The organism is Candidatus Magnetominusculus dajiuhuensis (assembly GCF_046044395.1).
Lineage (GTDB): Bacteria > Nitrospirota > Thermodesulfovibrionia > Thermodesulfovibrionales > Magnetobacteriaceae > Magnetominusculus > Magnetominusculus dajiuhuensis.
Map to the genome: position 1 here is coordinate 1 of NZ_JBJUSG010000111.1, position 11,918 is coordinate 11,918.

General features: G+C 48.0%; 14 protein-coding genes. 8 read left to right on the plus strand and 6 right to left on the minus strand.

The genetic code is table 11. The annotated features are described in order from the left end of the window. Positions 1–146 precede the first annotated feature (146 nt). From AB7D94_RS13425 to AB7D94_RS13450, 6 genes are all read right to left on the minus strand, one after another. The gene (locus AB7D94_RS13425; protein WP_420266413.1) at positions 147–425 is read right to left on the minus strand and encodes a hypothetical protein; all 279 of its coding nucleotides are present in this window, start codon (positions 423–425) and stop codon (positions 147–149) included. A gap of 62 nt (positions 426–487) precedes the next feature. Beyond that, on the minus strand, positions 488–1,084 hold the full coding sequence (locus tag AB7D94_RS13430; protein ID WP_420266414.1) for a hypothetical protein: 597 nt from the start codon (positions 1,082–1,084) through the stop codon (positions 488–490). 93 nt (positions 1,085–1,177) lie between these two features. Next, positions 1,178–2,365 (minus strand): hypothetical protein, encoded by a 1,188-nt coding sequence (locus AB7D94_RS13435; protein WP_420266415.1) that lies wholly within the window; start codon positions 2,363–2,365, stop codon positions 1,178–1,180. A gap of 296 nt (positions 2,366–2,661) precedes the next feature. Then, positions 2,662–3,315, minus strand: coding sequence for an ABC transporter ATP-binding protein (locus AB7D94_RS13440; protein ID WP_420266416.1), 654 nt, complete (start codon positions 3,313–3,315; stop codon positions 2,662–2,664). Further along, positions 3,306–4,022: an ABC transporter permease gene (locus AB7D94_RS13445; RefSeq protein ID WP_420266417.1), complete on the minus strand. Its 717-nt coding sequence runs from the start codon at positions 4,020–4,022 to the stop codon at positions 3,306–3,308. Before AB7D94_RS13445 ends, AB7D94_RS13440 begins: the two co-directional genes overlap by 10 nt. Positions 4,023–4,034: 12 nt before the next feature. Next, entirely contained in the window at positions 4,035–4,736 is a 702-nt protein-coding gene (locus tag AB7D94_RS13450) for an endonuclease III domain-containing protein (protein WP_420266419.1), read from the minus strand. A 25-nt stretch (positions 4,737–4,761) separates the two neighbouring features. On the opposite strand from AB7D94_RS13450, the gene AB7D94_RS13455 reads away from it, so the two are divergent. From AB7D94_RS13455 to AB7D94_RS13490, 8 genes are all read left to right on the plus strand, one after another. Further along, a complete protein-coding gene (locus AB7D94_RS13455) occupies positions 4,762–5,496 on the plus strand; it encodes a polysaccharide deacetylase family protein (RefSeq protein ID WP_420266420.1) in 735 nt (244 codons plus the stop codon). After that, entirely contained in the window at positions 5,478–6,578 is a 1,101-nt protein-coding gene (locus AB7D94_RS13460; protein ID WP_420266421.1) for a glycosyltransferase family 4 protein, read from the plus strand. Before AB7D94_RS13455 ends, AB7D94_RS13460 begins: the two co-directional genes overlap by 19 nt. A gap of 9 nt (positions 6,579–6,587) precedes the next feature. Continuing rightward, positions 6,588–7,991, plus strand: coding sequence for a protein kinase domain-containing protein (locus tag AB7D94_RS13465; RefSeq protein ID WP_420266422.1), 1,404 nt, complete (start codon positions 6,588–6,590; stop codon positions 7,989–7,991). 77 nt (positions 7,992–8,068) lie between these two features. Next, the gene (locus AB7D94_RS13470) at positions 8,069–8,401 is read left to right on the plus strand and encodes an LA_3696 family protein (RefSeq protein WP_420266423.1); all 333 of its coding nucleotides are present in this window, start codon (positions 8,069–8,071) and stop codon (positions 8,399–8,401) included. A gap of 93 nt (positions 8,402–8,494) precedes the next feature. Further along, positions 8,495–9,232: an MORN repeat-containing protein gene (locus tag AB7D94_RS13475; RefSeq protein WP_420266424.1), complete on the plus strand. Its 738-nt coding sequence runs from the start codon at positions 8,495–8,497 to the stop codon at positions 9,230–9,232. A 23-nt stretch (positions 9,233–9,255) separates the two neighbouring features. Beyond that, the gene (locus tag AB7D94_RS13480; protein WP_420266426.1) at positions 9,256–10,221 is read left to right on the plus strand and encodes a coiled-coil domain-containing protein; all 966 of its coding nucleotides are present in this window, start codon (positions 9,256–9,258) and stop codon (positions 10,219–10,221) included. Between the two features lie 16 nt (positions 10,222–10,237). Next, the gene (locus AB7D94_RS13485) at positions 10,238–10,951 is read left to right on the plus strand and encodes a DUF2491 family protein (RefSeq protein WP_420266427.1); all 714 of its coding nucleotides are present in this window, start codon (positions 10,238–10,240) and stop codon (positions 10,949–10,951) included. A 21-nt stretch (positions 10,952–10,972) separates the two neighbouring features. Continuing rightward, positions 10,973–11,725 (plus strand): coiled-coil domain-containing protein, encoded by a 753-nt coding sequence (locus AB7D94_RS13490; RefSeq protein WP_420266428.1) that lies wholly within the window; start codon positions 10,973–10,975, stop codon positions 11,723–11,725. Positions 11,726–11,918 lie beyond the last annotated feature (193 nt).

Sequence of the window (11,918 nt, forward strand, 5' to 3'; positions counted from 1 at the left end):
CGATAAGGGTACTCTTGCCGGTAACCCAGCGGGTGTAGTTATTTAGACGCTTACTAAGCAAATAGCCCCATAGTGTTTGGTTAAGTTTCAGTACACATACGTATTGACAAAGATTGCATTCGCTCTCAAGAGACACACCCAACCGCTTACTTTTTCAGTTGGGCTTGCTGTTGTTTTCTCTTTAACAACTTAGCCCTAAGGCGCTTCAGAGGTGAGGTGGGTTGTTTGGGTTTTGGTGTTAATTCTTTTTTAATCTCCTCTACAACTCGTTTCAGGGCCTCTTCTCCGTATTTGTTGTTTATACTTTGCAGGAAAAGCGAAATAAACGCCCCTGCCTTTACCTTATCCTCCAAGGCTTGCGCGTTTGTAATAATCATATACGCGACCGCCTCACAGTAATTGTCTGACATAACTCTGTTGTCCATCGCCTGTAACCTCCTTTTGTCTTGAAATAGATTTATGAAGTGGACGGTAACATCTTAACGTCTCACAGCATCTCACAGACCAAAATATAACTGGTATTGAAATCTTCTCCACAGTCCTCATACGCGTTGGTTCCACTGATTCGTTTATATATTTCTCCTTTAGAAGAAGTATAAGCAACGGGCATTTTTGCAAAGTTTTTCCTTCCAATTTCCTCCTCTATCATTATCAGTATATCTTTCACTCTCCAGTCATAAACCATGCCGGGGATAACCTTCCAAAGCGGTTCACCGTTTATGCTAAGTTGCGAATGGCGGTCCTCATCGAACACAAGATAAAATCGTATCTTCACGTAAGAGCCGCTCTCGATTCCCTTAGGGAGTACTCTATAAAGTGAGAAGGCGTATATTCCACAATCAAATATCAACACTGGGTAGCCATCGTATTTGTCGATGGCAAATATCCTGCCTACTCCCTCATAAAGATTTATCTCAACCTTCTTTAGTGACTTTGTTGCGCTTTCAGACGGCTCCATTTCTATATCTATAAAGGTCAACGCGCTGAAAAACGTATCCCCAACATCACGGTCACCATATTCCCTTAGTGACATGCCACCGCAATTAATACCAAATATCTCTATAGCCTTCTTATTAAATATCATCTTTCATCCTCCTTTTTTAAACTTTATTTATTATACTGAAGTAAAGTAACTATCGTATATACCTTTCTCTCTATTGTTAGTATCCTCCTTTGTTTATCGAGATGCAGGTGGTTTTCTATATCCTACTTTGTACATCGTTACAAAAGTCATTTTATTGTTAACACGGTCAACCCTGTAAATCATATGTATAACCCCGTCGCTTTGTGGTACCTGAAACTCAACCGTTTCAAATAGTTTGTTACCATTTATCGGTTGAAACACAACTCTGCCTTTGTCAATCGCCTCCTCACGATACTTTGGTATATTTTGATAATCCCCCTTTGTCAGAGGTACATTGCTCTTGCCACCCTGTCCCTTACGTTGTTCCTCAGGGATTTTATCCTGCGGACTTACTTTATAGCCTTGAGCCTCTCTTTCTTTGGCGATTTCTACTTTGGCGTCAGAATGTCCGCGTATTGAGTGTTCAATTGTCGCTTGTGAAGCCTCTGTTGTATATCCATCGAATCTTGTTGATGACCCTGCCTTTTCAGCTTGCTCGTTCAATGTCTTTGCCTGGTTAGCCTTTATATCGCCAGTAGTTATCTTATTTGCTTCCTTTTCTGGATCAGACTTGGACAAAGAACTTCCATTCGCTGTTTCGTCGTATATTCCGCCAATTTTTTCACTTGACTTCGCCGCCTCTTCAGCCGCCTTTTTCTCTACTGCTGCTTTCTCTGCTGCCGCCTCTTCAGCCGCGGCTTTTTCTTCTACCACTGCCGCCGCAGCCTTTTCGTCCGCTTTTGCTGCTGCTTGAGCATTTAATTTGCCCTTCGCCGCAATTAAAACTGCCGCGGCAAGCATGACGCCAAGAGCGCCATATCCGGGAAACTTCTCCTCGGCATATTTCATCAGCTCATCCAATGCTATACCCATCGCCATGGCAGCGAGAATTGCCGGTACGGATTCAGCGCCAAACATCAATGTCAGCACCATTGTCAGAACGGCGTTTTTCCATTGTTTTCCGATCTCAGCTGCCTTGGCACGTAAATATTCCGCTATCAATTCATTATCTTCTTTGGTCCACTTAGATTTAGGTTTGCTCAATATCTTCCGTATTCTTTTTTCCAACTCAGAGTCATTATTAGTGATGTTAACTCCTTTATTATCTTCAACCTCTGCGGCGTTATCCCCCGCTGAATCTGAAACGGGTAACACGCCGCCGTCGGCCTTCTCCATCTTGCACCCCGGCCTTCTACCCTGAAATCTCCCATGCTCATCCTTTATCCAACATGTATCCGCCATCGTCCATTCTCCTCCTGATTTGCCTCGATTAATTCGTTGCCCTTATATATATGTCCAAAATTCGCATGAATGTCCTATAAAGCCAGTAAATACGCCGGTTTCCTGTTCGCATGGGTTTCTTAAATGGCGGGATTTAGTAAAAAACACTACAATAACGTATCAGTGCGACATTATTGTAGCATTAAAAGTAGTGGCTGCGGCGGTAAGTTGTTGATATTGAAGTGTAAATATTATTTAACTATTAAATATGGAGTAAAACACCTTGTTGAGCTTCCACTGTTAACATGATGTCTGTATCACAGTGCGGTTGCCCTGCCGTCTCTGAGGATTAATATCGTGTTGGCGGCTCTTTCGGCCAGCCCGGCGTCGTGCGTGGAGAGGATTATCGTTGCCTTCAGGGTATGTCTCATGTTTTGGATTATCTCCTCTATCGCCTTTGAGTTTTTGGCGTCCACCGCCGCTGTTGGCTCGTCCAGAAAGAGGACAGAGGGGGAGATAACCAACGCCCGCGCCAAGCCCATGCGCTGAGTCTCGCCGCTTGAGAGCGTCACGGCCCGGCGTCTTATCTTGTCCTTCAGGCCGACCATTTCGGCGGCGTTTAATACCCTATGTTCTATCTCAGCTTTGTTCACTTTTCTAAGTTTAAGCCCATATGCGATGTTTTCATAGACCGTCGTGTTAAAAACGCCAACAGACGGCAGCAGCAGCGTAATACGCCGCATGAGGGCAAGGCCATGTTCTATCACTACGCCTTCCTCAATAAAATCTGCTTTGCCGGAGTCCGGTTTTTCTATGAGCGCACAGAGCCGGAGAAAGGTTGACTTACCCGAACCGTTTGGCCCCATTATGGCATACACGCGGCCGTCTTCAAACCTGTAAGAACACCCGTCAAGGACAACCGTGCCGCCGTAGGATTTCTTTAGCTCAGACACGCTTAGAGTCAGGCCCAAAGGTACCCCTTAGTGTGCCCCCGTCTGGAAAAAAAATATAAGGCAATATTTACACAAAGCGAGATACTAAGCAGCACAACTCCAAGGGCTATGGCCTCAGAGAAATCCCCCTTGTCTGTCTCCAGCACAATGGCCGACGTTATGACCCTCGTCCTACCGGCGATATTGCCGCCCACAATAAGCACCGCCCCCACCTCGGCACTAAGCCGCCCAAAGGCCGCCATCACCGCGGCTAAGATTGCATAGCGCGCCTCCTTTATTATAGCAATCGTCGTCTGAAACGGCGCTGCCCCAAGTGTCATAGCGGCCTGGCGTATTATTGGTGGCACAGCGCTGATGGCCGCATAGCTAAGGGATGACACTATCGGAAAGGCCAGGATGCTTTGGGCGATTATCATAGCTGACGCGGTATAAAGCAGCCCAAGCGCCCCAAGCGGCCCCCGCCTTGAAAGCAGCAGATACAAAAATAACCCCACCACAACCGGCGGAAGCCCCATCGCCGTGTTCAATATATTTAGTGCGAAGTGTCTTAGTGGAAATTTTTCTTTTAAGCAAATCAGCGCCCCCGTGGGCACCCCAAGTGCGGTGCCAATTAACAGCGCGGTCAGAGATACCCTAAGGGACAATAAAACTATCCCCATCAGCCCGGCGTCCAATGAAATTATCAATAAAAACGCCTTTCTAAGGCCTTCGATTATTAAATCCATCGCGCCAGCTATTTAATCCCCATGATAAGAAATCCCCTTAAGGGGGCATTCGGCACACAGGGGTTTGGGTTTACAGAAGTACTTGCCAAGCCTGACGAACAGGGCGTGGTAGTTGTTGTATATGTCGCGGCCTATACTATTTTGAAAGAGCGCCTGAAAGTCGTCGTATGGGCGTTTATAGACCATAAGCCCGTGCCTGTCAATGACGCGCTTTGTGTAGGCGTCTATGACGAATACCGGCTTTTGAAGGGCATAAAGCAGTATTGAGTCAGCGGTCTCAGGGCCGATGCCGTGTATCTCTAGCAGGGCAGTCCTGAGGGCGGCGGTTTCCTGTCCTGTCATTGTTTCAATAACCCCGCCGTAGTTTAGTACGAGAAACTCTATAAATGCCTTCAGGCGCGCGGCCTTTACGTTGTGGTAGCCGGAGGGTTTTATTAACGCGGAGAGATCGTGCGGAGACATCGCGTGCATTATCAAGGGGTCAAGGGCATTGTTGGCCTTTAGATTTGAAATAGCCTTCTCGACATTGAGCCAGTTGGTGTTTTGCGTGAGGATTGCCCCAACTGCCACCTCAAATGGTGTTTCGGCTGGCCACCAGTGCTGAGGGCCGAAGGCCGCATTAAGTGTTTCATAGATACGCGTGAGAAACTCCCCGATGCTCAAATCGTGGGCGGTTGTGTTATAATGCGCGATGGCAACAATATCCTCTTTCATCACAGCCTATTATAGGACGTTTTAAATGGACAGGGCAATAGTCCTTATGTATCACAACATCGGCAGGGTGCCAAAGGGGGCAAGGCTTCCAGGGCTTTACGTGTCACCAGCGGCATTTCACCTGCAGATGCGGTATCTGAAGGCCGCGGGCTTTACCGTTGTGTCTCTGGATGGGATTTTAGATTTCATAAGTGGCCAAAGCCGTGTAAGGCGTCCTGTGGCTCTGACCTTTGACGATGGGTTTCAGGATTTCAGCGACAACGCCTGGCCCGTGCTCAGGGCGCTGGGTTTCCCTGTGACGGTTTTTGTCGTTGCGGGGCGTGTCGGCGGGGAAAATCTATGGGACTGCGAGTATCTAAATGTCAGAAAGAAACTCCTCGACTGGAACGCCATCGCCAGATTAAAAGACGAAGGGGTCAGCTTTGCCGCGCATACCATGACACACCCCTCTCTTACATCCCTGGCGGGCGAGGCGCTGCGCGGTGAAGTCTTTGGCTCTAAGGCCGCCTTAGAGGAAAAGTTAGGCATGGGCGTGGATTATTTTTGTTATCCCTATGGCGATTATAATGAAGACACCGCCGAAATGGTAAAGGCCGCCGGGTATAAGGCCGCCTTTACAACCCGGAAGGGCTGTGTATTTAAGGCCGAAAACCCATATGAGTTAAGGCGCATATCTGTTAAATCCACTACAGGCCCGCTTTCATTCGCCTATAAACTCCACCTATATAAAGGCAGTTCTGCGTGCCGCAAAAAACAATAAATCTGCTGCTGCTCTACACAGGTAAGAGCTGGAGCGGCATAGGCTCGCACGGGGCGGTTCTTGCCGGGGGGCTGAGCAAAAAAGGCATTAACGTGGTGCTGGGATGCCCGCGCGGGGGGAAACTCTACGGGCAGGCCGAGGCGCTGGGGATTACAGTAAGACATATTGGGCTAAAGAATCTGATGGATTTTAAATCATGGTACAGGATACTAAGCGTAGTAAGACAGGACGGCATTGATGTAATCTGCGCCAATCTCGGGAAGGAGTACTGGCCGCTGGCGGTTATCTGCCGGGGACTGGGACTGAAATCCATAATCGTCAGACATCAGATGAACAGGCTGAAATCCCTGACCAACTGGCTTATCAGGGGCGATGTGGATAAGATAATAGCCGTAAGTGCCGCCGTAAAACGCACATTGATTAACAGTGGTATAGCTCAAGACAAGATAGAGGTTATATATAATTCGGTTGATATTAACCGCTTCGACCCCGGCAAGGTCAGCCGCGAAGAGGTGCGTGCCGAACTTGGCTTTGCCAAAGACGACCTGGTCATTGCCACCGTGGGCAGAATAACTGAGGACAAGGGCGGCCTTGATCTGTTGTATGCCTTTAAAGATGCCAGCGAGGGGAATCCCCGAATGAGATTGCTCTTTGCCGGTGACGGCCCATTTAAGAGTACGCTGCAAGAGAGCGCGGCCATGTTATCAATCTCTGAACGAGTACATTTCGCCGGATACAGGGATGACGTAGAGCGCTTGTACGCGGCGGCGGACATTGTGGCAGTGCCCACACGAGGGTTAGAGTCTTTTGGCATGGTGGTAATAGAGGCGATGGCTATGGAAAGACCCGTGATTGCCTCTGATGTTGGTGGAATACCGGAGATAATCACTCACGGGGCAAACGGCCTGCTGTTTACCCCAACCGACAGGGAGGCGTTATGTGAGCGTATTTGCGAACTTGCCGGCAATCCCTCTTTGAGCCTGTGGATTGCCAGAGAGGGGAGGAAAACCGTCATGGAGCGTTTCTCTGACGCTGCGTTTTCAGATAAGTTTGCCGACGTTTTGTATAATCTTATGTTATAATGAATAGTTATGATGAGATTTAATCTGATTCGCGACGCAACCCTTGGGACTATCAGTATCGGAAGATATAAAATACTTCACGAGCTGGGACAGGGCGCTATGGGGCTTGTCTACAAGGGCAAGGACACTATAATTGACAGGGTTGTGGCAATTAAGACAATACGCCTTGGCAAGGCGTTTCAGGCTATGGATGAGAAGGATATGCTTAAGCTGTTTTATCAGGAGGTCAGAATTGCGGGCATTTTGTCACATCCCAACATAGCCACGATATACGATGCCGGTGAATCCTACGACATACATTATTTTGTCATGGAGTTTGTTGACGGCATTGCGCTTAAAACAATAATTCAGGACAAGATTTCCCTGCCGCTCATCAGCAAAGTAAAACTGCTTGTGCAAGTGGCCTCGGCCCTTCACTACGCCCACCAGCGCGGGGTGATTCACAGGGACATAAAGCCCGCAAACATTATGCTTGTAATCAGTGAACATACCAAGACCAGGGACTATCAGGCAAAAATAATGGACTTTGGAATAGCAATGCTGTCGTCCTCAAAAAGCGCCATACACAAAGCAGACCGTGTCCTTGGAACGCCGTCGTATATGTCTCCTGAGCAGGTAACCGGAGGCGAGCTGGACAGGCAGACCGATGTGTTTTCCTTAGGGGCAATGTCCTATGAGTTTCTCACGGGGAAAAAACCTTTTCCGGCTGCGGACTTACCGTCGTTATTTACAAAGATTAAATCAGAAACCCCACCACCCCCGCATTCGATACAGAAGGATATACCGCTTATCATAAGCAATTGTGTAATGAAGGCACTGGAGAAGGACAAGGAAAAGAGACTGCAATCGGCCGGTGAGTTTGCTGACGAAATGGAGATATACCTTAGCCGCGCCGAAATGCTCGACACGCAAAAAATAGCTGCTTTGATGGATACGGCTGACAGGGAATTTCTCCTGAATTTGAAGAGACACTACACGTTCTTCGCTGACTTTTCCCTTGAGGAGCTGAACAAAATTTATAACATCAGCAGCAAACACGCATATAAAAAAGACGAAGAGATATTTAAAGAGGGAAGCATAGGCAACAGGATGTACATAATCATGAGCGGGCAGGTGAAAATCACCAAGACATCTCAGGGAAATACAACTGAAACCTTACTAAACATGCTGAAACCGGGGGACTGCTTTGGTGAAATGTCCCTGATGGACTCAGCGCCTCGCTTTGCAACCGCCACGGCACAGACCCAGTGCTCTCTTGTGGCCATTAACGAGGTAGTGCTTAGGAACTCCGAGCCTAAGCTCTGCCTGAAACTATACAAAAATCTCGCCCTTACCCTGTCCGACAGACTAAGAAAAAGCGACGAGAAGGTCAATGCCCTGCTTTCAAAATATCCCGACGCCACAATTGGTTGATAGCGTATTGCCTCATGTATAAACCTATATGAAATAGTGTCCTTGACAAAGCCCTTTGCTGTTCGTATAATTAGACTATGAGTGTGATAGCGATACCTCGTTCGATAAGAGAGCGTCTTGGGGACGAAGCCAGTGAGGACTTTGCCTCGCTTATCAACGATATAGACTTAGGGGCAAGAAAAGACGCCATAGCCATCGCAGAGGAGCGTTTTGAACGCCGCCTTTCTGAAGTTTCCGGCACATTACGCCTTGAAATGGAAAAACTGCGAGTTGAATTACGCGTTGAAATGGAAAAACTGCGGGCCGATGTCTCCAACATTAAAGCCGAAATAATCAAATGGATGTTCCTCTTCTGGATAGGACAAACCGCCGCGATGATTGCCGTAATTAAATTTTTGGTAGTTAAATAGTCTATCTCGCAGTTAAATAGACCATCCCGCAAGGTACGTGAGGCAGCAGAGTTGATTAACATAACGCCGCAAAAAATGTTATTATACCCACCTATGACAACAGCATCATTACGGTCAGGCAGCGCCGCCGCGGCAATTATTATAATGCTGCTTCTTTCTGGCCAGAGCGCTTATTCAGAATGTATCAAGGGGGATTGTTTAAACGGATATGGGACGTTTGTGTTTGACAGCGGCGAGAGATACGAGGGCGAGTTTACGGGGGGCAATCCCAGCGGCACAGGCACCGTCAACTACCCAAACGGCGACATCTACACAGGACAGCTTGCCGGTGGAGTCGCTTGCGGAAAGGGTGTTCTTGTTTTTGCTGATGGCCAAAAATACGAAGGGGAATTTAAGGACGGCCTGAGAAACGGCATGGGTACGAATATATGGCCATCAGGGGATAAATATGTCGGGCATAGTGTGGACGGCATCAGACAGGGCACGGGTATTTATTATTATACCAATGGCGACAGATATGAAGGACAGTTCTCAGGTGATAAATTCAACGGCGAGGGCACGTATTATTTCGGTAGCGGCGATAAGTACACAGGGGACTTTATTGACAACCTTTTTAACGGCGAAGGTGTTATGAGCTACGCCGACGGCTCCATATATGAAGGCCATTTTGAAAACGATAAAAAAAACGGCCGCGGCAGGTTAACACTGAAAAACGGGAAGGTACAGGAAGGCATATTCCTTGATGGCTTGCTGGTGAAAGATAAGGAAGAGGCAGGGGAAAAAGATATAAAACCCGCTGAGGCCGCCTCGAAATGGCCCCCTGTGCCATAAACAATATTTATCAGGAGGGATAGATGTTTAAAAAACACGTTGTAATTTTAGCAATGGTTGCGGTTGTCTTTGCCGGTGCTGATATCCTGTGGGCTAAGGCCGGAAGCTCAGGCGGCTCAAGGAGCAGTGGAGGTAGTTCATCCAGCAGGAGTTCTTACGGCAACTCGTCATCGGCGAGCAAGAGCAGCACCGCGACGGCCCCGGCTTCAAAATATGGCAATTCGGCAACCAACCCATCATCAGGCACTCAACAACAATCAAGCGATTCCAAAAAAAAATACGGCAACACCGCGGGGGCGGCCTCAGCCGGTGGCCAAACTGGTAAACCCTCTGCTTATGACCAAAAACTAAACACCACTGTCTCTAAACAACAGGCCAAAGAATCCCTGTCAAAGTATGAGGAGCAGCAGGGCAGGTTTAAATCGAAAGATACCACAACCAACTATGGCGGATACACTGGCAACCCCATCGTAAACAGGACGCGTGGCTATGACCAAAACACATATGCCTACCGGCGGGATAACTTCTATTCGGGCAACAGCTATCAGCCGCCGCAGTATGTGTATATGAGTGCGCCGTCTTTTGGCATGTGGGACGCCATGTTTCTGTGGTTTATGCTTGACCACGCCTCAGACAGAAACTACTCAAGGATGTACTATAACCATCAGAATGACCCGGATTTCCAGAGATGGCGTCAGGAGACCGAAAAGCTCTCAGGCGAAAACGCCGAGCTAAAGGCTAAACTCGCAAATCTCGACAAGCAGGTCGCTGAGCTAAAGGGTGAACCTGTTGACCAGTCATATATCCCACCCGGCGTGGACGCCGATATTGCCCTGAACAAAAAAGTGATTGAGGCGGCTCATCCCGTAAAAAAAGAATCGCATTATCTGCGCTGGTTCCTGATATTTGTGCTGCTTGCCTTATTAATTTATTATATATACAATAAGAGGAAAGGAGCGGCTTCGGCGGCGAAATACAGGTTGGATTAACATCAGGAGGACAACTATGGGTGCAATGGGAATCTTTAAACATATAGTGCAAAGGCAAAAGGAGGCGCTCTCGGGGCTGCTTGAGGGGAAGAAGCAGCGTGTGGATTCAACCATTCCACTTGGCCTGAAAATCAACAGCATAGTGAAAATTGACGAGACGAAGTTTATCATCAACGAGGGGAATTTAAAGGTGCAATCCCCCGGTGCGTCAACACACACGGTAGTTGCCGCCGGTAAATACACCATAGGGCCTATGAGTAACTACAAGGTATATCTTCAATCCACTATGGACAAAGAAGATGAGTCTATTATTCAGGTGGTTGTAGAGAATACGGAGATTATCTCCCTGGCCTATTTTAAGGTCATAGATGAGATATTCCCCGCCACCGAGGACGATTGGGGGGTATGGCTCAACTATGACACTGGCCTGATAGGATATAAGGATTTCATAATAGACGGTGAGTTGGTGTATCAGAGGACAATAGGCAGCCCTCAGCAGGAGTATATAGAACCTATGGAGTTTACCGAGACCGTCGCGCTTGACGCGTATGGGATGACCGGCATGAAGGTGGATTGTTTGTCTATGAGGTACGCAAGGGATGTTGGCATAAATGAGTATGTGGTTGTTACGATGGAAAAAGTTAAGGATGAGTTCGGCGCTGTAAAAGAGGCCGGAATAACAATAATGGCAGGCATAGAGCTGGCTGAGCCTGAACTTGAAATTTCGTAAGATATTAAGGAGGTAAGAAACATGGGGTTTTTTTCGAACTATGGAAAGGTGACAATGGATAAAATCAAAAACTCGGTGATAGAAGGATTGGTTTCCTTTGACCCGGAAGGGGCCACTGAGGCGGAGATAAAGGAAATGGACCAAAAACTTGAAGAGGTAAGCATTCAGGCCGCAAAGGCTCGCCAAACCATGCTGAAAGAAAAGGATGAGGCCGAGAAAATGGTAGCCCTGTATAATCAGAGGGTAGAGGCCGCCGAGATACTGAATCAAAAGATAGCCGCCGAAACTGACCCCGTAAAAAAGGCGTCCATAGAGAAAAGCCTCGCCTCGCTGATAGAAAACATAGAGAAGATGTCCGCCGATGTGGACAAGGAAAAGCAGGAAGCGGCAGAGGCCGAGGATATGTTCAAATATCTGGAGCAGATAACACAAGACGCGGCAAAAAAACTTAAAGAGGCAAAATCCCAATACTCACAGGCCATGAGAGAGATGCAAAGGGCAAAGATACAGGAGCAGATGGCCTCGGAAAAAGCGTCAGCCGCCAAAACGGCCGCAGGACTTGGCACAGATAATTTCAACGTGGCGCTAAAGGCAATGAAACACATCACAGAAGACGCCTCGGCAAAGGCGGAAGCGGCAAAAACACGCTCAGACCTCCTGAAACCCGCATCCCTCGAAGAGGACGAACACGTGGCCGCCGCCCTCAGAGAAGTAAAAGGAGAGGTTCAGCCAACAAGCCTCGCAGACAGGCTTAGTGCATTGAAGAAGAAATAAAGAGAAGGGGACGGGCTTTGCCCTTCCCCTTAACCCCATCCCGGCAGGGAAATAATTCCCCTGCACCCCTGTCTCAGGGCAATCGCATTTGAAAAAAATCACAAGATACCTATGCAATAATTCCGCCTTTGTCCCTTGCCGTCATTCCGGCTTGTCCGGAATCGTGCGCCTGTGAGTGTGCATAGTCAGAGGG